This window comes from Burkholderia sp. WSM2232, from assembly GCF_000472545.1.
In the GTDB taxonomy this organism is placed as follows: domain Bacteria; phylum Pseudomonadota; class Gammaproteobacteria; order Burkholderiales; family Burkholderiaceae; genus Paraburkholderia.
The window spans coordinates 20,642-41,888 of record NZ_AWZV01000030.1 but is presented as its reverse complement, the minus strand read 5'-3'; the positions used below and the strand labels follow the sequence as shown (position 1 = coordinate 41,888).

The following is a 21,247-nucleotide window of genomic DNA, read 5'->3' as shown; positions in this document are numbered from 1 at the left end:
GGACTCGCGCGATGATCCGCTGGCTGCTCACCACTTTCGTCGCCCTGGCCGTGCTGTCGGCCTGCTGGCCGTGGCTTCGCAAACTGGGCATTGGGCGCATGCCCGGCGACGTGACCGCGCGCCTCTTTGGGCGCGAATATCATTTCCCGTTCATGTCGACACTGTTGCTGTCGATGCTGCTATCGTTTATCGCGAGGCTTCTTTAAAGCGGAGTTTCCCGCCCGCGAGCGGCGCCACTCACGAGTCGCCGCTCACTACGCCCTCCAGCGCCGCGGCCACCGCCCGCACACGCTCCTTGTGCACGGCGTCCTTGATGCCGGCCGGCGCATCGGCGAAGCGCTTTGCAACCGCGCCGGCATCCACGCCCCGCGCGGCGACGAGCGCAACTCTCAACCGTTCGGCCTGCGGGTACTCGCGCGCCTCGAAACCCAGCCGCCCGCGCGCGTCGGCCTCGCAAGCCTGCAACGCTTCGGCAAAACGCGAAGGCTTGCGAATCGCGTCGCTGCGCTCGAGCAGGCGTACGAGCGCAGCAGCCCCCATTTCCATCACGCGATGAATGTTGCCGTGCTCACGCGCCACCAGCAAAGCCAGATCGCGGCACTCGTTCGGCACGCGCAGGCGCTCGCACAAGGGCTTGAGCAGACCCACGCTGCGGCCTTCGTGACCGATATGGCGCGGCAGAACGTCTTGCGGCGTACTCGCCTTGCCGAGATCATGCGTGAGCGCGGCAAAGCGCACCGGCAGCGCGTAGCCCTGCTGCGCGGCGTGGTCGACCACCATCATCACGTGTACGCCAGTGTCGACCTCGGGGTGATAGTCGGCGCGCTGCGGCACGCCGAACAGTGCGTCGATTTCCGGCAGAATTCGCGCCAACGCGCCGCACTCACGCAGTACCGCGAACATGCGCGACGGCTTCTTTTCCATCAGACCGCGCGACACCTCCTGCCACACGCGTTCGGCGACGAGCGCGTCCACCTCGCCGTCGGCGACCATCTTGCGCATCAGCGCGAGCGTTTCCGGCGCGACCGCGAAGTCCGCGAAACGCGCCGCGAAACGCGCGATCCGCAAGATGCGCACGGGGTCTTCGAGAAATGCGTCGCTGACATGGCGGAACAGCTTCGCCTGCAAGTCGCGCTGGCCGCCGAACGGATCGATAACCGGCCCGGTCAGCTCGCCGTCGGGGCGCACTTCGCGCGCCATCGCGTTGATGGTGAGATCGCGGCGCGCGAGGTCCTCTTCAAGCGTCACATCAGGCGCGTAGAAAAACTGGAAGCCGTGATAGCCGGCCGCGGTCTTGCGTTCGGTGCGCGCGAGCGCGTACTCCTCGTGCGTCTGCGGATGCAGGAACACCGGAAAGTCTTTGCCCACCGGACGATAACCCTGCGCGACCATCTGCTCGGGCGTAGCGCCCACCACCACGTAATCGCGGTCCTGCACCGGCACGCCCAGCAATTCGTCGCGAATCGCTCCGCCTACTGCATAAATATTCATGGGCATTCGTCTAGATACGCGACGGCGTGGGTCTCGCGCAGCGCGTCGTCAATCCACGCTTTTACCGCCGGCTGCTCCGCGAGCCGCTCTACATAGGCGCGCGATGTGTCCGACAAAGCGGGCTGCCAGGTGTTGAAGCGCATGGCCACCGGCGCATACATCGCGTCGGCAATGCTGAATTCGCCGAACAGAAACGGGCCGCGCGAGCTGTTGAGGCAGTCGCGCCAGATCGTCTCGATACGCGCGATATCGGCCAGCACGCCCGGCGTCGCATTCTTGCCGGGAAACGACGCGCGAATGTTCATCCACATGTTCGAGCGCAATTCGCCGAAGCCCGAATGCATCTCGGCGCTGACGCTGCGCGCACGCGCGCGCGCCGCAGCGTCGCGCGGCCAGAACGCGTGTTCGGGAAAGCGCTCGGCAAGCGTTTCGGCGATGGCGAGCGAGTCCCATACGGCCAAGCCTGCGTCGTCCACCAGGCACGGGATTTTGCCCGGACTGTCCGGCGCATGTGCGAGCACCGCCGCATTGGTGCCGGGCTGATTCAGATCGATCAGCACTTCGTCGAATGCAATGCCGAAATGCTTGAGCAGCACCCAAGGCCGCATCGACCATGATGAGTAGTTCTTGTTGCCAATAAGCAGCTTCATGCCTGTTTGTCTGAAGAGTGAAGTTGAGTAGACAAAGGATCAGCGGCCCGCGCTCGCGCGAAACGCATCGAACCGCGAGCGCGACGACGCGCCTGTCAGATACACAGGCGCGATTGTTTCGATGCTGGCCGGCTCGATCCCAAGCTCGGGCGCGAGCGGGCGGCTCAACACGTTGTCGTGTTTCATCGAGTCGAGATTGTCGCGCGTGATGACCGGTTCGCCCGGCGCCATTTCGAAGGTCATCGCCTGCATGCGCGCGAGCGCGTGAGGCAGGCGGATGATGCTCGCGTGCCGGCCGATCACGTCGCCGCAGTATTTGACCAGTTCTTCCAGCGTATAGACGCTCGGGCCGCCGAGTTCATAGGTCTTGCCACTGGCCGCGTCGAGATCGAGCACGTTGACGATCGCCTTGGCCACATCGCCGACATAAACCGGCTGGAACTTGGCGTCCGGCATGGCGAGCGGAATGACCGGAAAGATGCGCTGCAAAAACGCGAACTTGTTGAGAAACTGATCTTCGGGACCGAATACCACGGACGGCCGGAATACCGTCCACGCAAGATTGGCCGCGTGAACCGCCTTTTCGCCATCGCCCTTCGAACGCGAATACATGCTCGGGCCGTTCGCGTCCGCGCCGAGCGCGCTGAAATGAATCAGCCGATGCACCCCCTTGCCTTCGCAAGCCGCGACAATGCGCGTAGGCAGCTCGACGTGCGCACGCGCGAATTCGGGACCGTAGGGCGTGCGGCGTTTGCCATGCAGCGTGCCGACCAGATTGATCACGCAGTCCGCACCTTCGACAAAGCGCGCGAGCTGCACCGGATCGAACACATCGGTTTCGATCACGTCGATGGGCAGGAGCGTGAGGTGGCGCGCGTTGTGGCGCCGCCGTGTGGCGATGCGTACGTCTTTGCCCACTTCGACGAGGGCGTTGACGAGGTGGCTTCCGATAAACCCGGAACCGCCAATGATCGCAATGGCTTTGTGTCGCATTTTCGACTCCCTGGTGGAAGCCGCGGCAACGGCTGGCGTGGCGCGCCGCTGCCGTGGCAGCGGCGGCACGGCGCTTACGGTGCGATATAACCCAGACGCGCCTTCAGCGATTGCGGACGGCCTTCGAACAATGCCGCATAGTAGACCGTGTTGGACAACACATTCTTAACGTAGTCGCGCGTTTCCTGGAACGGAATCGACTCGGCGAAGATCGCACCTTCAACCGGCCGCTGCAATGACTGCCGCCAGTTGCGCGGCCGGCCCGGACCGGCGTTGTAGCCCGCCGTGGCGAGTACGGCCGAACCATCGAACTGATTGTAGATCATCGACAGGTAGTTCGTGCCGAGCAGGATGTTGGTGTTGATGTCGTTCATCTGCTCGCGCGAAATCGGGCCGAGACCGATCTTCTTGGCGACCAGTTGCGCGGTGCCCGGCATCAGTTGCATCAATCCGCCCGCGCCGACTTCGGAGCGCGCGTTGATGATGAAGCGCGACTCCTGACGAATCAGCCCGTACGCCCACTCCACGTCGAGTCCGGTGGACTGCGCATCGCGCTCCACGATGTCGCGGAACGGCGACAGATAACGCAGCGAAAAGTCGTGTTCGGTTTTCGTGCGGTCCGCCGTGTTGACGGTGCGGTCGTACAGCTGGATACGGCGCGCGTATTCCGCCGCCGCGAGCAACTGACGGTCGCTCATGCCGCGCAGCGGCCAGTTCCATTCGCGATTGCCTTCCAGCCGCAGATTCAGCGCATAGAAGCGCCGCGCGAGGTCGAAGCCCGGCGTCTCGCCGGCCTGCTGGATTTCGGAGTCCGTGACGGTGGTTCTCGGCGGCACCGCAATCTTCTGGCCCAGTTCTTCCGCGGCAAGCTGGCCGTAGAAATTAAAGCCTTGCGAGATCGACTCGAATTCCTGGTTCGCGGTGACAGTGTCGCCCGCCTGCTTGAGCGCGCGGGCATGCCAGTACACCCACGACGGCTGGCTACGCAGCGCAGCCGGCATCTGCTCGATCGACCAGCGCACCATGTTCCAGTCGCCGGCGAGAAGCGCCGTGCGCGTGCGCCATTCGTAGGCGGGGTTCGAGAGCGGCGCGTTCGCCGACAGTCTGTACCAGTCCACCGCACTCGGCATCTGCTTGGCGGCCGCCTGATAGGCAATCGTGCCCCAGCCAATGGCGCGCTCCGGCGAATTCAGCGAAGGCGCGACCGACGCGAACGTGGCCGCGGCCATCGCCGGGTCGTTGCGCGCCATGCGCGTGATCGCGAGCAACGCGAGTTGATGCGCTTGCGGATCCGCGCCGACACCGCGCGCGAGCAGCAGTGGCGGTGTATTCGCGGCCTGCCCGAACAGCACCGGATCGGGCGCCTGATTGCCGAGCGCATCGACGAGCTTGCTGCCGGTGTTCGTATAGTTCTGTTCGTAAGCGAGACGGATCTGCTGCCAGATGTCGTCGCTACTGAACTGCTTGTTGACGCCAAGCACAGTGATCAGATCGACGCAGCCGTCGCCGTACCACTTCGGATCCACGAGCAGCGCGCGCGCCGCATCCGCCACGTTTTCGCCGCGCGACGCACGCGATTCCAGCGCGTAGCATTTCACCTGCGTGTCGTCGTTCAGCACGAAACGCGCGTATTGCTGATCGAAGTTGCGCCAGTCGTGGCGCGCGCCGAGCACGGTGAGGTAGTCGTTGCGCATGCGGTCGGCAATGGCCTGACCGTCGTATTTCTGCAGGAACGCGAGCACCGGCGCGTCGGGCGCGTCGACGCGCGCGTGGCCGGACGAATCGAACAGTTGCGGCTTGATCTGGAAGTACTCCAGATACGAGGGCGCCGGGTAGCCCGGAATCATGCTTGCAAGCTGTGCCGCACGTGCTGCGTCGTTATTGCGGGCGGCTTCGCGCAACTGGACGAAAATCTGATCGTCGTTGGTGAGCTGCGAAATGGGAAGTGGCTTGACGGCTGACGCGGTGCTGCATGCAACGAGCGCGGCTGCGGCAAGCGCCATACCGGCCGCGCGATATACTCGATAAAGACTTTTTGACATCGTTGTTTCTGGAGCGCGAATTGAACCCAAGCATAGCATGCAACCCTGTGACGGAATCGAAAAAGGCGCTGCGTAGAATGCTATTGGAAGCAAGGCTGCAAGCGGCTTCCGAGCCGGCGAACAACGCCGCGCTCGGGCGTCGCGTGCTCGACGCGTTGAAGCATTTCGACGTGATGAGCGTGGGGTTCTACTGGCCGCTCGCAGGCGAGTTCGATGCGCGCGCAGCGATCTCTGTGTGGCTCGCGGGCGGCTCGCGGCGCGAAGCCAGTCTGCCGATCATCAGGGAACGCGGCTTGCCGCTCGAGTTTCACGCATGGTCGCCGGATACGCCGATGAAGATCGGCCATCACAAGATCACGGAGCCCGCAACCGAACGTCTGGTGATTCCCGAACTGCTGCTCGTGCCCTGCGTGGGTTTCGACGCCGACGGCTACCGGCTCGGCTACGGCGGCGGGTACTATGACCGCACGCTCGCCGGCTGGCCGGGCGCGGCGCGGCCGATCACCGTGGGCGTCGCATATGAAGCGTGCCGCACGCCGGCGCTGCAGCGTGAGGCGCATGACATTCCGCTCGACATGATCGTCACCGAGACGGGTCTGCACGCGCGGGCGGCTGGCTAAGCGCAGGCGAACCACATGGCGCGAGCGCATTCTCCAGAGTCGCGCGAGGCGCGCGATGCACGCCGCAACGCACGGCCGGGCGCCGCCGCGTAGTCCTTTGTTATAGCGACGCCGCCGCGCGCGCGGCCGTGTCGTACATGCCCGACGCATTGCGCATCAGCTGCGCGGCCTCGCCGATCTGTTCGTTGGTGAGGCCGCTTTCCTTGAGCGTCGAAATCAGGCAGCTCTCGCGCACCTCGCGGTACTTCAGGCACAGCGCGCGGCCGGCCTCGGTCGCCGAAAAGAACACTTCCTTGCCGGTCTTTTCGCTTTTTACATACCCTCTAGCTACAAGCTTCTTCAACGCATAGGTCGCGACGTGCGTGTCTTCGATGTTCAGCACGAAGCAGATGTCGGCGAGCTTCTTGCGGCGTTCGCGATGACTCACGTGATGCAGCAGCGAGACTTCGATGGCGGTCATGTCCTTCTCCCCAGCCGCCGACATGCAGCGCACCATCCATCGGTTGAATGCGTTGCCGGCCATGATGAGCGCGTATTCGAGCTCGGACAGCTCCGCGCTCGTATCGGACACGAGATGTTCCGACGAGACGATCTTGGTGGGATGCCGCGACATGTGAATTTCTCAGGAAACAGGATGGAGAGTGTCCGGAGTGTACGACGAGCGGCCTCGGGCTGCGAGCCTGGCGAAAACTCTTATTGAGAAATTGTTGATATTTTATTGACAATGTATGCTCCAAACACCGCCTAACGGTCTTCCAATGCTTTTGCCGACGGTCGCGGTGCCGAACTCTTCGACTTCTTCGGGTCTTCTAGCCATGAGCCAACCCAAAATCTTTCCGCTCGGCGACGCCGCGCTGGTCTGCGAGGCACCGCCGCCTGCGACGCTCGATTGCCAGCGCCGCGTGTGGGCGGCCGCTGAACTCGCGCGTGACTGGCCGCATGTGCTGGAAGTGGTGCCGGGCATGAACAACCTGACGCTCGTGTTCGATCCGCTGGAAGCCGACCACGACGCGCTGTCAAGCCGCCTGCAGCACGCGTGGGACGCCGCGGGCGAGGCGCCGGCGGCGGGCCGCGAGGTCGAGATTCCGGTTCAGTACGGCGGCGAGTTCGGCCCCGACCTCGGCGCGGTGGCGAACCACACCGGCCTGAGCGTGCGCGAAGTGATCGAGCGGCATTCTGCTGGTCAGTACGTGGTGTTCTTTCTCGGCTTCCAGCCGGGCTTCGCCTACCTGGGCGGGCTCGACGAGGCGCTGCATACGCCGCGCCGCGCGTCGCCGCGGCTCGAAGTGCCGGCGGGCTCGGTCGGCATTGGCGGCGAACAGACGGGCATCTATCCGGCCACTTCGCCCGGCGGCTGGCAACTGATCGGCCGCACCGAGCTGCCGCTTTTCGATCCCGCGCGCCGCCCGCCCACCCTGTTGCAGCCCGGCGACCAGGTGCGTTTCACCATTGCGGGGATACACGCATGATCGACGTGATTCGCGCAGGTCTTCTGACCACCATCCAGGACCTCGGCCGCCACGGCTACCGGCATCTCGGCGTGGCGATGGGCGGGGCGCTCGACCGGCTGTCGCTGGAAGTCGGCAACCGGCTTGTCGGCAACCGTCCTGACGCGGCGGGGCTTGAAATCACCTTCGGCCCGACCGTGCTGCGGTTTCTGCGCGCGACGCGGGTCGCCATCACCGGAACGGAATTCGGTGCGACCCTCGACGGCAAGCCGGTCTATTCGTGGTGGAGCCTGCCGGTGAAGGCCGGCCAGGAACTCGTGCTGAATGCAGCCAGGCGGGGCATGCGCGGCTACGTGTGTATCGCCGGCGGCATCGACGTGTTGCCGATGCTGGGCTCGCGCAGCACCGACCTCGCCGGCCGCTTTGGCGGCCTCGGCGGCCGGGCGCTGCGCGACGGCGACCGCGTGCCCCTCGGCGCGCCGCCGCAGCGTGGTCACGTCGGCTTTTCGCCCGAGGCGCCGGAGTTCGGCGTGAAGGCGCCCGCGTGGTGCAAGTTCGTGCTCGTCGACGAGCCGCTGCGGCGCGGCCGTCATCCGGGCGGCGTGCCCTGGGCGGTGCCGATTCGCGTGCTGCGCGGCCCGGAATACGACAGCTTCACCGAAGAAGCGCACGAGTCGTTCTGGTCCGACGAGTGGCTCGTCACGCCGAACAGCAACCGCATGGGCTACCGGCTTGCCGGCAGCGAACTGAAACGCAAACAGAAGGCCGACCTGCTGTCGCACGCGGTGCTGCCGGGCACGATCCAGGTGCCGCCGAACGGCCAGCCCATCGTGTTGATGAGCGACGCGCAGACCACCGGCGGCTATCCGAAGATCGGCGCGGTCATTCAGGCCGACCTGTGGAAGCTCGCGCAGGTGCGGCTGAACGCGGCTGTGCGCTTCATCCCGACCACGATTTACGAGGCGCGCCAGGCGTTGCTCGAAGAGCGCACCTATTTGCGGCAGATCGACGCCGCCATCGCCATGCATGAAGAACGTTGCGCACGCCAAACGGCCGTTGCGACGTTGTGACTGGCAAGAACCGAGTAGAGGAACATCATGGAAATCGATTTGAACGCCGATCTCGGCGAAGGCTGCGGCTCCGACGAGGCGCTGCTCGACCTCGTCAGCTCCGCGAATATTGCCTGCGGCTGGCATGCGGGCGGCGCGAAGGCCATGCGCGACTGCGTGCGCTGGGCGGTGCAGAAAGGCGTGTCGATCGGTGCGCATCCGAGCTTTAACGATCCGGAAAACTTCGGCCGCAAAGAGATGGACCTGCCCGCGAGCGAAATCTACGCGGGCGTGCTGTACCAGCTCGGCGCGCTGTCGGCGATCGCGCAGGCCGAGGGCGGGCGCATCGCGCACGTCAAGCCGCACGGCGCGCTCTACAACCAGGCCGCGCGCGACCCGAAGATCGCGGATGCGATCGTTTCGGCCGTGCATGACTTCGACCCGTCGGTCGCCGTGTTCGCGCTCGCCAACAGCGGGCTCGTGACGGCCGCGCGCGAGGCGGGCCTGACCGCCATCGAAGAAGTGTTTGCCGATCGCGGCTATCGCGCCGACGGCTCGCTCGTGCCGCGCAAGGAACCGGGCGCGCTGCTCGACGATGAAGACGAGGTGCTGGAGCGCACCCTCGCGATGGTGCGCGAGCAGCGCGTGCGCGCCGTGGACGGTCAATGGGTGCCGCTGCACGCGCAAACGATTTGCCTGCACGGCGACGGCCCGCACGCACTTGCGTTCGCGCGGCGCATTCGCAGCGCGCTCGAACAAGCCGGTATCGACGTGCACGCGGCCGGTGCCGCGAGCGTCTGACGCTGGCGAGCGCCTTCTCCCGTCATGCCTTGAAACGCCCAGACGCCCCGCTCCACGCGGGGCGTTCGCCAGGTGCGGGAGGCTTTGCCGTGCCTTCGGCCCGTGCTTTCCATTTAACGCAGTAGCAGTAGCAGTAGCAGTCGTAGTAGCAGACGAAGTTGCAGTGCGTAGCAACGCGGTCGCCAAGAGCCGCGGGAAACAAGACGGCGCGCGGATCGCCACGCGCCGGCCCATGTTAGCCGCCACGAGCGGCGAGGTATGAAACCTGTTTGGAGATCCAGATGCAGACAACAGTCAGTTTATGGCCGCTCATCGGCGTGGCCATCATCATCGTTGGCTTTTTATTGCGGTTCAATCCGATGCTGATCGTGGCGGTTGCCGCCATCGGCACCGGTCTCGCCGCGCACTTTCCGCCCGAAAAGATTCTGGCCGAGATCGGCACCGGCTTCATCAAGACACGCAACATTCCGTTGATCATTCTCCTGCCGCTCGCGGTGATCGGCCTGCTCGAACGGCACGGCCTGCGCGAGCGCGCGCAGACGTGGATTAGCGGCATCAAGGCCGCCACGGCCGGGCGTCTGCTGATCGTTTATCTGCTCGTGCGCGAACTGACCGCGGCGGTCGGCCTGACGGGTCTCGGCGGACATCCGCAGATGGTTCGTCCGCTCATCGCCCCCATGGCCGAAGGCGCGACCGAAACGCGCTTCGGCAAGATCAGCGACGCGGTGCGCTTCAAGCTGCGCGCGTTCTCGGCGGCCACGGACAACGTGGGCCTGTTCTTCGGCGAGGACATTTTCGTCGCGTTCGGCGCGATTGTGCTGATGACCACGTTCCTGAAGGAGGCCGGCATTATCGTCGAGCCGATTCATGTGGCGGTGTGGGGCATTCCCACTGCGATCTGCGCGTTCCTGATTCACGGCTTCCGTCTGTATCTGCTCGACCGCAAACTCGACCGCGAATTGCGCGGCAACGCCAGCGCGGGTAACGCCGCCGTATCGCCGGCACAATCGGCTGCAGGAGACAAAGCATGACGCTCACGATTACCTATCTGTTCTGGTTGCTGGGCGTGGTGCTGCTGATCATCGGCGGCATGATCGTCACCGACAGGGAGCATCCGCGCCGCCTCACGGCCGGCGGTTTCTGGATTCTCTACGCGCTGATCTTCCTGATCGGCGACAAGCTGCCGCCCGCCGTGGTCGGCGCCGCGGTGATCGTGATGGCGCTGATCGCCGGCTTTGGCGGCGTCACGGCGGGCAAGCCGAAAGTGCTGTCGCTCGAAGCGCGCAAGGCGAGTGCCGCGCGCCTTCGCAACAAGCTTTTCGTGCCCGCGCTGACCATTCCGGTGATCACGGTGATCGTCACGTTGTCGGCCAGCCACCTTGTGTTCGGCGGCATGCCGCTGATCGAAAAAGCCAACGTCACGCTGATCGGCTTCGGCATTGGCTGTGTGATCGCACTTGCCATTGCCTGCGTGCTGACGCGCGACACGGTCGGCCAGTCGATGAAGGAAGCGCGCCGCCTCGTCGACGCGCTCTCGTGGGCCGCGGTGCTGCCGCAGATGCTCGGCATGCTGGGCCTCGTCTTTTCGGACGCGGGCGTGGGCAAGGCCGTGGCGCACGTGACGACCGCGTACATCAGCCTCGACTACCGCTTCATCGCGGTGGCCGTGTACTGCATCGGCATGGCGCTCTTCACGATGGTCATGGGCAACGGCTTCGCCGCTTTTCCGGTGATGACGGGCGGCGTCGGCGTACCGATTCTGGTCGGCGTGTTCCACGGCAACCCGGCGGTGATGGTGGCGATCGGCATGTTCTCCGGCTACTGCGGCACACTGATGACGCCCATGGCCGCCAACTTCAACATGGTGCCGGCGGCGCTGCTCGAACTGCCGGATAAGAACGCGGTGATCAAGGCGCAGATTCCGACCGCGCTGACGCTGCTGGTGGTGAACATCTTCCTGCTCAATTTCCTGATGTTCAGATAAGACATCGAGCAAGGAAAATCAGCAGTTTCCGACGTGCCGCGCGACGTTTCCGCGGCACATCGACGAAGTCCCTCGAACCGGAAAAGCCTGCAATGGAAATGGGATGCATCCGAACGTCGGCCCGTGAGACCGACCATAAGATGCTGGACGATCTCCCATCCACACGCGCGGGCGCGTGCAACGCGCGCCGCCGTGATTCTTCCTGCAGGACTCCATGGAACGCCAATCACAGCGTCCCGGCGGGCGCACCGCGCCGCCACCGTCGTCCAACGTCGCGTCGCTCGTCGATGCCGCGCTCCGCGCGCATGAGGCCGGCCGCTTCGACACGGCCGACTCCATCTACCGTGAAATACTCACGCTGGATCCCGCCAACACCCGTGCCTTGCACTACTTCGGCGTACTGCATTATCAGCGCGGACAGCACGAGGCAGCCGCCATCCTCATGAGCCAGGCGCTCAAGCACGACCGTCAGGACGCGGCGTGCTGGAGCAACCGCGGTCTTGCCGCCGCCGCGCTCGGGCGTCTGGACGAAGCCACCATCTGTTACGACCAGGCGTTGCAGCTACGGCCCGATTTCGCCGATGCCCGCAACAACTTCGGCGTGGCCTTGCAGGCGCAAGGTGCGTTCAATGAAGCGGTCGAACAATACCGGCTAGCGATCGCGTCGAACCCCGCGCTCTTCGACGCGCATCTGAACCTCGGCACGGCGCTCGGCAAGCTCGGCCGTTTCGCCGAAGCGCTAGCCTGTTATCACGACGCGCTGCAGCTCGATCCGGCTTCGGCAGAAGCGCACTTCAACGCGGGTAATGCGTATAACGCTCGGGGCGAGCATGAGGCCGCGGTGGCCAGCTTCGAGCGCGCGCTCGCGCTGCGGCCGGATTACGCCGAGGCGCACGTCAACCTCGGCAGCGCGATTGGCAAGCGCGGTGACTATGCGGGCGCCGAGGCGCATTACCGGCGCGCGGTCGAACTCAAGCCGAATCCGACTAATCTGGTGTGCGTGGGCGGCTCGCTCGGCGCGCAGGGACGGCTAGCCGAAGAAGAGAGGTTCTATCGCGAGGCGCTGGCGCAAGATCCGAACTACGCCGACGCGCATCAGAACCTGGCATGGCTGCTCCTCAAGCAGGGCGACTACCGTCAGGGCTGGGCCGAGTTTGCGCGGCGCTGGCGCAAGAGCGATTACGACGCGCTCGCGGTGCGTGGCGTGGCCGAATGGCATGGCGAGCCGCTCGAAGGCCGGCGCTTGCTGATTGTCGGCGAACAGGGCTTCGGCGACCACTTCCAGTTTCTGCGCTACGCACGCGTGCTGCACGAACGCGGCGCGACCGTGGATGTGTGCGTGCGCGAGCCGTTGCTGCGTCTTGCGCAGCGCGTGCCCGGCGTGCGCCGCGCGTTCGCCGGCAAGCCGGGCGCGCAATACGACTTCTGGGTGCCGATGATGAGCGTGCCGTCATGCGTCGGTACGGAACTCGCCACCATTCCGGCGGAACTGCCGTATCTCTTTGCGGACACCGCGAAGGTTGAAGCCTTGCGAAAGAAGCTGCACACAAGCGGCAACGCGAACCGCAAGGTCGGCCTTGTATGGGCGGGCAGCCCCACCTTCGGCAACGACCGCTACCGGTCGATGGCGCTTTGCGACCTGCATCCGCTTGCCGGTGTAGCGAACGTCAATTGGTATCCGTTGCAAAAAGGCCCGGCGCATGCGCAACTGGCCGACGCGCCGCAGGCGTTGCGCGAGCATGACTTCAGCGGCGAACTATATGACTTCGAGGACACCGCAGCGCTTGTCATGAACCTAGACCTGGTCATTGCCGTCGATACCGCTGTCGCGCATCTGGCCGGTGCGCTCGGCAAACCGGTGTGGCTGCTGCTGCCGGCCAATTCCGACTGGCGCTGGCTGCAAGCACGCAGCGACTCGCCGTGGTACCCGGGAATGCGGCTCTTCAGGCAGCAGGAGTTGGGAAATTGGGCGGGGCTGGTGCGGGAAGTGGTGCAAGCGTTGGAAGCTTTAGAGCGAGCTTGAGCAATCGCGCTGGCGCGGTTGGATGAGCTGGGCCGGCCAGTATTCGCCGCTCCGGTTTAATTCGATTCTGTTCCGTCGCGCCAGCGCCGCCGCCCTGGCCCCCTCCTCCTGTCATCCCGCCTCCACCACGAAGCCGTGCTGGCGCAGCAACTGCAGCACGCCCTTGCGTCCGCCCAGATGCAATGCGCCAATCGCGACGAACACGGGCTTGTTGGGCGCGGCGATCTGCAGCATTCGGGAGACAAAGCGCCGGTTGCGCGCATAGACGATTCTTTCGTCGATCGAATTTGACACGCGCTTGTCGCGCGCCAGTTTTTCCCCTTTCGCGGCCTCCCACGCGGCGATGGCATCCGCATCGCCCACCCGCCACAGGCGGTGCAATGTGCGTACGTCTTCCACATTCTGCGCCGGCGTCTGCACGAGGTCCTGCGCGAGCATTTCGCGTTGCTGTGCGAGCGTGAGGCCGGTGAACCCGCGCATCTGCTGCGGCAACGTTTCCAGGCCGACAATCTTGCCGCGCGTGCGCAGATAGACATTCTGCAATTGCGCTTCCGTGCCGTATTCGGTCTGCAAACCGGCGCTCAGCGAATCGTAGGTTTCCACCAGCAGCGAGGCGAGCCACGGCCGCATTTTCTTGATCTCATCCAGCGCCGCGGGATTGCCGCGCAGACGCAACGCGAGCTTGCGCCACAGCGGCTCCGGCAACAGGCCAGGCAGACAGTCGCGCCGGCATACGCCGTACTTGGAGACGTCGTCTTGCGAGACCAGCAGTTCGTCGGGCGAAAGCTCCAGCGCAAGCGTGGGCGAGGCGGCCAGCGCGCCCATGATCGGCGGACGAAACGGCTGGGCCGCCGGATAGTCGACGGGGTCGCCCACATGCAGCGTGCCGAGCACGTAAACGGTGGTATTGCCGCGCGTTGCGACATAGAACGGCATGCGCGCCGGTTGCTGGCGCACGGGACCGCTCGCGGTCGTGCCCGGCGTGGCGGGCGGCGGATTGAAGCCTGGCAGCGCGGCGCGAGGCGGTGGCGGCGAATGCGGCAGCGGCGCCGTCGGGCGAGCGCCTTTGGCGTTCGCATCGGTGGATGCCGCGGCGGTATTGGCCGAGGCACCGGCCGCATCGGCGGTGTCGGGCAGCAGGGCACAACAGCAGAGAACGCCGACGAGCGCGGCACCATTCAGTGCACGCGCCCGCAAGCGTCGCATGAAGGCAGCGCGGCGGCCGCCTTCACGCGAGCGGCGCGCAGGACGACGCGCCGCCAGCGCATCAGGCATCCACGTCCCCCACCTCCTCGGCGCGGTGACACGACACCTGACGGCCATCCACTTCGCGCAGCTTCGGCTCCTCGCTGCGGCAGCGGTCGATCACATACGGGCAGCGCTGATGGAACGTGCAACCCGACGGCGGATTCAGCGGCGAGGGCATTTCACCTTGCAGCTTGATTTTGATGGTGCGATCCGCCTCGAAGATGGACGGCGTCGCCGACATCAGCGCGCGCGTGTACGGATGCCGCGGCTTGGAGAAAATCCGCTTCTTGTCGCCGAGTTCCGCCACGCCGCCGAAGTACATCACCATCACGTCGTCAGCAATATGCTCGACCACTGACAGATTGTGCGAGATGAACACGTAGCTGGTCTTGAACTGCTGCTGGAGATCCATGAACAGATTCAGAATCTGCGCCTGGATCGACACGTCGAGCGCCGACACCGGCTCGTCAGCGACGACGATTTGCGGGTCCAGAATCATCGCACGCGCAATCGCCACGCGCTGACGCTGCCCGCCCGAGAACATATGCGGATAGCGCTTCGCGTGCTCAGGCCGCAGACCCACCGTGCGCATCATCTGCGCGATGCGTTCGGCGCGTTCCGTGGCGCTCAGTTGCGTATTGATGGCGAGCGGCTCGCCAAGCGTCTGCTCGACGGTCTTGCGCGGATTGAGCGACGCAAACGGGTTCTGGAACACCATCTGCACGCGCCGCCGCAGCGCCGCGATCTTCGCGTGATCGGCGCCGGCCACGTCTTCGCCGTCGACCAACAGACGGCCCGCACTGGGCGATTCGATCATGGTGAGCTGGCGCGCGAGCGTCGACTTGCCGCAGCCGGATTCGCCCACCACGGCAAGCGTCTTGCCGCGTTCCAGCGCAAACGACACGCCGTTCAGCGCCTTGACCGTGCCCGTGGCGAACATGCCCCGTTTGACCGTGTAGTAGCGCGCGAGCTTGTCGGCGACCAGTACGTGGTCGCCCGCATGGTCCGACTGGCGCCGCGTTTCGGGTACTGCGTTCATCGTGCGCCTCCATGAGTGTGAACGTTCGCGTCGCCGGCGAGGTTCAAGGGTTTGATGCAGCGCACGCGCGCCACTTCCGCATGGCCCTGCATGGGGGCGAGCGCGGGGCGCCCCTTGTTGCAGTCATCGACCATGTACTTACAGCGCGGCGCGAACAGACAGCCCCTGGGACGGTCGTCACGCCCCGGCACCATGCCCGGCAGCGCGGCAAGCCGCACGGCGCCCACGTTGTGCTCGGGAATCGCCGCCAGCAGCGCTTCCGTGTATGGATGATGAGGCGCGGCGAAAATGTCCGGCACCTTGTTGGTTTCGATCACTTCGCCAGCGTACATGACCGCGACGCGCTGCGCGACCTCGGACACCACTGCCAGGTCGTGCGAGATCAGCACGAGCGCCATGCCGCGCTCCTTCTGCAAACGCATCAGCAGTTCCATGATCTGCGCCTGGATCGTCACGTCGAGCGCGGTGGTGGGCTCGTCGGCGATCAGCAGCTTGGGGTTGCAGGCAATGGCCATGGCGATCATCACGCGCTGGTTCATGCCGCCCGACATTTGATGCGGAAACGCGCCAATGCGGTTCTTCGCGTCCGGAATGCCGACCTGGTCGAGCAGTTCGAGCGCGCGCCTGTCGAGCGCCGCGCCGCGCAGACCTTCGTGCAGCTTCAGCACTTCCTTGATCTGATAGCCGACCGTGTAGCTCGGGTTCAGACTGGTCAGCGCGTCCTGGAACACCATCGCGATGTCTTTGCCGATGATCTTGCGACGCTCCTTCGCCGATGCCTTGAGCAGGTCGCGGCCGTTGAACGTGATCTCGTCGGCGGTGACCTTGCCGGGCGCGTCGATCAGGCCCATCAGCGCCATCATCGTCACGCTCTTGCCCGAGCCCGATTCGCCGACGACGCCCAGCACTTCACCGGGCGCAACGTCGAGATTGATACGGTCGACAGCGGGCAAGCCGTTGAAGTTCACCGCGAGATTGCGGATGGTTAGTAGGTTGTTGCTCATTTATGCCATCCGCTTGAGTTTCGGATCGAGTGCGTCGCGCAGCCCGTCGCCGAGCAGGTTGATTGCGAGCACCGAGATCAGGATGGACAAACCAGGCATCGTGACGATCCACCATGCACTGTCGATGTAGTCGCGCGCCGAAGCGAGCATCGCGCCCCACTCGGCCGATGGCGGCTGCACGCCGAGGCCCAGAAAGCCGAGAGCGGCCGCATCCAGAATCGCCGACGAAAACCCGAGCGTGGCCTGCACGATCAGCGGCGCCGTGCAGTTGGGCAGCACTTGCGAGAACATGAGCCGCAAGGTGCCGGCGCCCGCCACGCGCGAAGCCGTCACGTATTCCTTCTGCAACTCGCCTTGCGCCGACGCGCGCGTCAGGCGCACATAGCCCGGCAGCGCGACGATCGCAATCGCCAGCATCGTATTGACGAGACCCGGACCGATGATCGCCACGACCGCCACCGCGAGCAGCAGCGAAGGCAACGCGAGCAGCACGTCCATGATCCGCATGATGGGCGTATCGGCCCATTTCTCGAAGAACGCCGCGATCAGACCGAGCACGATGCCCGGAATCAGCGCGAGCACCACCGAAACGAAGCCGATCCAGAACGACAGCCGCGCGCCGTACATCAGACGCGAGAGGATGTCGCGGCCCGCTTCGTCGGTGCCGAGAATGAACTTCCAGTTGCCTCCTTCGAGCCATGCAGGCGGAATCTTCACGAAGTCGCGGTACTGTTCGATCGGGCTGTGCGGCGCGATGAGCGGCGCGAAAATCGCCACGACGATCAACAGCAGGACGACGATTCCGGCGCCGACCGCGCCGCGATTGCGCGAGAAGTTGGCCCAGAATTCGCGGGCGGCAATGGCGCGGCCACTGGGCGGCGTGACTGCGGTGGGGACTGTGTTTTGTATGTCTGCCATGGTCGTGATTACCTCGTATGGCGGATGCGCGGGTTGAGCACGCCGTACAGCAGATCGACGACGAGATTCACGAAAATCACCAGCGTCGCGATCATCAGGATGCCGCCCTGCACGACCGGATAGTCGCGACGGCCAATTGCGTCGATCAGCCACTTGCCGATGCCGGGCCACGAGAACAGCGTCTCGGTCAGCACCGCGCCCGCGAGCAGCGTGCCGACCTGCAGGCCGATCACCGTCACGACCGGAATCAGCGCATTGCGCAACGCATGCACGACGATCACACGCCCCGGCGACAAACCCTTCGCGCGAGCCGTGCGAATGTAGTCCTCGCGCAGCACTTCGAGCATCGACGAGCGCGTCATGCGTGCGACCACCGCGAGCGGAATCGTGCCGAGCACGATGGCCGGCAGGATCAGATGGCTCAATGCCGATTTGAACGCGCCTTCGTCGGTGGACATCATCGCGTCGATCAGCATGAAGCCGGTCTGATGAATGTCGTATTCGACCGCAATGCGGCCCGACACCGGCGTCCAGCCGAGCTTGACGGAGAACACCATGATGAGGATCAAGCCCCACCAGAAGATCGGCATCGAATAACCAGTGAGCGCCGTGCCCATCACGCCGTGATCGACTGCCGTGCCGCGCCTGAGCGCCGCGAACACGCCCGCGGGCAGGCCGACGATCAGCGCGAACAGCATCGCGCAAATCGACAGTTCGACGGTCGCGGGAAACCGGCCGAGGAATTCGCCCATGACGCTGGTGTTGGTGATGATGGAGGTGCCGAGGTCGCCGTGCAGCGCTCGGCCGATGTAATGGACGTACTGCAGCGGCAACGGCTCGTCGAGCCCCAGCCGGTGCATCGCTGCCGCATGCATGGCCGGATCGACGCCGCGCTCGCCCATCATCACTTCGATGGGATCGCCCGGTATCAGGTGAATCAGCGCGAATGCCAGGATCGTGATGCCGATGAACGTCGGTATCACCATGCCTATGCGGCGCAAAACAAAGCGGAACATGGTTCGTCCCTATGGTCTTGATGAAGAAAAAACGCAACCGGCGACGAGGGCTCGTGACCCCGGTCGCCGGACCATTTCGACCAGTTTTCTAACCGTGCGAAAAGCGTACTGCGCGAATTTTACGACTTGCCCGACATCTGCCGGGTGCCTTACTTGACGCTCACGCCGTCGAAGCGGGCATAGCCGAGCGGCTCGATACGCATGTCGACTACCTTCTTGCTGACAGGCTGATAAACGGTCGAGTGCGCGATCGGCGAGAACGGCAGTTGCTGCGCGAAGATTTCCTGAGCCTTGGTGTAAGCGGCGACGCGCGCGCCCTGATCGGACGTGGCGCGGCCCTTCTGGATCAGGTCTTCGAAAGGCTTGTGGCACCACTTCGAGAAGTTGTTGCCGTTCACCGCGTCGCAGCCGAGCAGCGTGCCGAGCCAGTTGTCCGGATCGCCATTGTCGCCCGTCCAGCCGATCAGCATCGTGTCGTCTTCACCGGCGTGCGCGCGCTTGATGTACTCACCCCACTCGTACGTGACGATTTTCGCCTTCACGCCGATCTTGGCCCAGTCGGCCTGGATCATTTCCGCCATCAGGCGGGCGTTCGGGTTGTACGGGCGTTGCACCGGCATGGCCCACAGCGTAATGTCGAAGCCGTTCGGATAACCAGCCTTCGCGAGCAGCGCCTTGGCCTTTTCCGGATCGTACGATGCGCTCTTCAGGTTCTTGTCATAGGACCATTGGGTCGGCGGCATCGGATTCGTTGCGGCCTGGCCGGCGCCCTGGTACACCGAGTCGATGATCGCCTTCTTGTTGATTGCCATGTCGAGCGCCTGACGCACTTCGACCTTGTCGACCGGCTTGTGCGACACGTTGTACGCGAGATAGCCGAGGTTGAAGCCCGGCTGCGACGGCATTGCGACGTTGGCTTCCGACTTGAGCGGCGCGATGTCGGCCGGACGCGGATAGCTCATCACCTGGCATTCGTCGCGCTTGAGCTTCTGCACGCGCACGCCGGCGTCCGGCGTGATCGAGAAGATCAGCTTCGAGATCTTGACCGCATTCGGCTTCCAGTAATCGGGATTGCCGTCGAAACGGATGGTCGCGTCTTTCGTATAGCTGCGGAAGATGAACGGACCCGTGCCGACCGGGAACTGGTTGATGTCGGCGGCCTTGCCGGCCTTCAGCAGCTGGTCGCCGTATTCCGCGGAGAGAATCGACGCGTATTCCATCGCCATGTTCTGGATGAACGGCGCGTTGACTTCCTTCAGCGTGAACTTGACCGTGTACGGGTCGACCTTCTCGACCTTGGTGATCAGCTTGTCGAGGCCCATGTCCGTGAAGTACGGGAACTGCACGGGGTAAGCCTTGCGGAACGCCTGATTCGCGTCGAGCATGCGCTCGAACGAGAACACGACGTCATCTGCGTTGAATTCGCGTGTGGGCTTGAAGAACGACGTGGTCTGGAACTTCACGCCATGACGCAGATGGAAGGTGTACGTCTTGCCGTCTGCGGAGACATCCCACTTTTCTGCGAGGCCAGGCTCGACCTTGGTGCCGCCGCGTTCGAATTCGACGAGACGGTTATAAACGGTGAACGTATTGGCCGTGAAATCGGTGCCCGTGGTGTATTGGGCCGGATCGAAACCCGCGGGGCTGCCTTCTGAGCAATAGACCAGGGTTTTATTCGGAATCTCAGCCCGCGCGACGCTTGCGCCCAGCATCGATGCCGCTGCAGCTGCGACGAGCGTCGTAACACGCGCGGCGCGCAACAGATTGTTTTGCTTCATGTTTCCTCCAGGTTCGGGGCTGGCTGACGCCAGCGTAGCGCGATATTACTGAGCTTTCCCCGGCCTCACAAGCAGAGGAAATTATCCGCGACGCCGCAGCCAGTGCGCCTCGGCGCATATTGAGATGCCTCTTTCGGATGTCTTTCAGGGTAGGACATGCGAGCCGCCCAGGCGAATCGGTCTTCGCTTTTCTGATTGGGTGCTTCCGCACGGGGCGTCGGACAAAGACAACTGCCGGAGCCGCCGCGCATAGATCCGCGCGACGCTCCGGCAGCACAAACATCAGGACAGCGCGAGCGTGGTGGCCGCTCAGCCCTTCAACCGCTCACAAATCGCCTTGGTCGCCGCCGCGCCGTTGAGCGTATAGAAATGCAGACCGGGCACCTTCGCGTCAATGAGCCGTTGACACAGGTCCGTCACCACGTCCAGCCCGAAGGCGCGGATCGACTCCCGGTCGTCGCCGAAGCTCTCCAGCCGGCGCGCGATCCAGCGCGGCACTTCCGCGCCGCACATCTCCGAAAAGCGCATCAGTTGCGAGAAGTTCGTGATCGGCATGATGCCCGGCACGATCGGCACGTCGACGCCGAGCTTTCTGGCGTCGTCGACAAAACGGAAGTACGCGTCTGCATTGAAGAAGTACTGCGTGATCGCCGAATTGGCGCCGGCCTTCACCTTGCGGGCGAAGTTTTCCAGATCGTGACGCGGCGAGCGCGACTGCGGGTGGTATTCCGGATAGCCGGCCACCTCGATCCAGAACCAGTCGCCGAACTCCGCGCGAATAAAGCTCACCAGCTCCGACGCGTAACGCAGCTCGCCGACCTCGCCCATGCCCGACGGCAGGTCGCCGCGCAGCGCGACGATATGGCGGATGCCATGCGCGCGGTACTGGTTGAGGATCGCGCGCAAGCTCTCCTTGGACGAGCCGATGCACGATAGATGCGGTGCCGCCTCGAGCCCTTCCTTCGCCATATCGACGACGGTATCGAGCGTGCCCTGTTGCGTCGAGCCGCCGGCGCCGAACGTGACGGACACGAACTTGGGCTTGAGCTGCGCAAGCTGCGCACGCGTCGCGCGCAGCTTGTCGACGCCTTCCTGCGTCTTCGGCGGGAAGAATTCGAATGAAAGTTCGATCGGGTTCATGAT

Annotated in this window: 20 protein-coding genes; 8 read left to right on the top strand and 12 right to left on the bottom strand. The window is 64.5% G+C overall.

Going from position 1 to position 21,247, the window contains the following annotated elements:
• The first annotated feature begins 11 nt into the window (after nucleotides 1-11).
• Entirely contained in the window at nucleotides 12-206 is a 195-nt protein-coding gene (locus tag F757_RS0124215; protein WP_027213639.1) for a DUF2905 domain-containing protein, read from the top strand.
• A gap of 31 nt (nucleotides 207-237) precedes the next feature.
• On the opposite strand, the gene F757_RS0124210 is transcribed toward F757_RS0124215, so the two are convergent.
• The 4 genes from F757_RS0124210 to F757_RS0124195 all read right to left on the bottom strand — a co-directional run bounded on the left by F757_RS0124210 (nucleotide 238) and on the right by F757_RS0124195 (nucleotide 5,176).
• On the bottom strand, nucleotides 238-1,491 hold the full coding sequence (locus F757_RS0124210) for a multifunctional CCA addition/repair protein (protein WP_027213638.1): 1,254 nt from the start codon (nucleotides 1,489-1,491) through the stop codon (nucleotides 238-240).
• Complete coding sequence (locus F757_RS0124205; protein WP_027213637.1) at nucleotides 1,488-2,141, bottom strand: glutathione S-transferase family protein; 654 nt, start codon at nucleotides 2,139-2,141, stop codon at nucleotides 1,488-1,490. The genes F757_RS0124210 and F757_RS0124205 overlap by 4 nt, the downstream gene beginning before the upstream one ends.
• 39 nt (nucleotides 2,142-2,180) lie before the next feature.
• Nucleotides 2,181-3,134 (bottom strand): complex I NDUFA9 subunit family protein, encoded by a 954-nt coding sequence (locus tag F757_RS0124200; protein ID WP_027213636.1) that lies wholly within the window; start codon nucleotides 3,132-3,134, stop codon nucleotides 2,181-2,183.
• A gap of 74 nt (nucleotides 3,135-3,208) precedes the next feature.
• A complete protein-coding gene (locus F757_RS0124195; RefSeq protein ID WP_027213635.1) occupies nucleotides 3,209-5,176 on the bottom strand; it encodes a lytic transglycosylase domain-containing protein in 1,968 nt (655 codons plus the stop codon).
• Between the two features lie 77 nt (nucleotides 5,177-5,253).
• Between F757_RS0124195 and F757_RS0124190 the strand changes: the two genes are divergently transcribed.
• On the top strand, nucleotides 5,254-5,796 hold the full coding sequence (locus F757_RS0124190) for a 5-formyltetrahydrofolate cyclo-ligase (protein WP_027213634.1): 543 nt from the start codon (nucleotides 5,254-5,256) through the stop codon (nucleotides 5,794-5,796).
• A 100-nt stretch (nucleotides 5,797-5,896) separates the two neighbouring features.
• Here the strand turns inward: F757_RS0124190 and F757_RS0124185 are convergent, their stop codons facing one another.
• Nucleotides 5,897-6,409, bottom strand: coding sequence for a winged helix DNA-binding protein (locus F757_RS0124185; protein ID WP_013340794.1), 513 nt, complete (start codon nucleotides 6,407-6,409; stop codon nucleotides 5,897-5,899).
• Between the two features lie 202 nt (nucleotides 6,410-6,611).
• Between F757_RS0124185 and pxpB the strand changes: the two genes are divergently transcribed.
• The 6 genes from pxpB (at nucleotide 6,612) to F757_RS0124155 (ending at nucleotide 13,101) form a co-directional block, all read left to right on the top strand.
• Nucleotides 6,612-7,265: a 5-oxoprolinase subunit PxpB gene (pxpB, locus tag F757_RS0124180; RefSeq protein WP_027213633.1), complete on the top strand. Its 654-nt coding sequence runs from the start codon at nucleotides 6,612-6,614 to the stop codon at nucleotides 7,263-7,265.
• A complete protein-coding gene (locus F757_RS0124175) occupies nucleotides 7,262-8,314 on the top strand; it encodes a biotin-dependent carboxyltransferase family protein (RefSeq protein WP_027213632.1) in 1,053 nt (350 codons plus the stop codon). The genes pxpB and F757_RS0124175 overlap by 4 nt, the downstream gene beginning before the upstream one ends.
• Before the next feature lie 27 nt (nucleotides 8,315-8,341).
• Nucleotides 8,342-9,094 carry a 5-oxoprolinase subunit PxpA gene (gene pxpA / locus F757_RS0124170; protein WP_027213631.1) on the top strand — a complete coding sequence of 251 codons (753 nt, stop codon included), beginning with the start codon at nucleotides 8,342-8,344 and terminating at the stop codon, nucleotides 9,092-9,094.
• A gap of 281 nt (nucleotides 9,095-9,375) precedes the next feature.
• On the top strand, nucleotides 9,376-10,125 hold the full coding sequence (locus tag F757_RS0124165) for a DUF969 domain-containing protein (protein ID WP_013340798.1): 750 nt from the start codon (nucleotides 9,376-9,378) through the stop codon (nucleotides 10,123-10,125).
• Nucleotides 10,122-11,078, top strand: coding sequence for a DUF979 domain-containing protein (locus tag F757_RS0124160; protein WP_027213630.1), 957 nt, complete (start codon nucleotides 10,122-10,124; stop codon nucleotides 11,076-11,078). Before F757_RS0124165 ends, F757_RS0124160 begins: the two co-directional genes overlap by 4 nt.
• A gap of 214 nt (nucleotides 11,079-11,292) precedes the next feature.
• Nucleotides 11,293-13,101, top strand: a complete 1,809-nt coding sequence (locus F757_RS0124155; RefSeq protein WP_027213629.1) for a tetratricopeptide repeat protein — start codon at nucleotides 11,293-11,295, stop codon at nucleotides 13,099-13,101.
• 111 nt (nucleotides 13,102-13,212) lie between these two features.
• Here the strand turns inward: F757_RS0124155 and F757_RS0124150 are convergent, their stop codons facing one another.
• From F757_RS0124150 to metF, 7 genes are all read right to left on the bottom strand, one after another.
• Nucleotides 13,213-14,376, bottom strand: a complete 1,164-nt coding sequence (locus tag F757_RS0124150) for a TraB/GumN family protein (RefSeq protein ID WP_027213628.1) — start codon at nucleotides 14,374-14,376, stop codon at nucleotides 13,213-13,215.
• Nucleotides 14,369-15,388 carry a peptide ABC transporter ATP-binding protein gene (locus F757_RS0124145; protein ID WP_027213627.1) on the bottom strand — a complete coding sequence of 340 codons (1,020 nt, stop codon included), beginning with the start codon at nucleotides 15,386-15,388 and terminating at the stop codon, nucleotides 14,369-14,371. Before F757_RS0124145 ends, F757_RS0124150 begins: the two co-directional genes overlap by 8 nt.
• Entirely contained in the window at nucleotides 15,385-16,392 is a 1,008-nt protein-coding gene (locus F757_RS0124140) for an ABC transporter ATP-binding protein (protein ID WP_027213626.1), read from the bottom strand. The genes F757_RS0124145 and F757_RS0124140 overlap by 4 nt, the downstream gene beginning before the upstream one ends.
• The gene (locus tag F757_RS0124135; protein WP_013340804.1) at nucleotides 16,393-17,310 is read right to left on the bottom strand and encodes an ABC transporter permease subunit; all 918 of its coding nucleotides are present in this window, start codon (nucleotides 17,308-17,310) and stop codon (nucleotides 16,393-16,395) included.
• An 8-nt stretch (nucleotides 17,311-17,318) separates the two neighbouring features.
• Nucleotides 17,319-18,326, bottom strand: a complete 1,008-nt coding sequence (locus F757_RS0124130; protein WP_027213625.1) for an ABC transporter permease subunit — start codon at nucleotides 18,324-18,326, stop codon at nucleotides 17,319-17,321.
• A gap of 149 nt (nucleotides 18,327-18,475) precedes the next feature.
• Nucleotides 18,476-20,104, bottom strand: a complete 1,629-nt coding sequence (locus F757_RS0124125; protein ID WP_027213624.1) for an ABC transporter substrate-binding protein — start codon at nucleotides 20,102-20,104, stop codon at nucleotides 18,476-18,478.
• A gap of 309 nt (nucleotides 20,105-20,413) precedes the next feature.
• Complete coding sequence (gene metF, locus F757_RS0124120; RefSeq protein ID WP_027213623.1) at nucleotides 20,414-21,244, bottom strand: methylenetetrahydrofolate reductase [NAD(P)H]; 831 nt, start codon at nucleotides 21,242-21,244, stop codon at nucleotides 20,414-20,416.
• Nucleotides 21,245-21,247 lie beyond the last annotated feature (3 nt).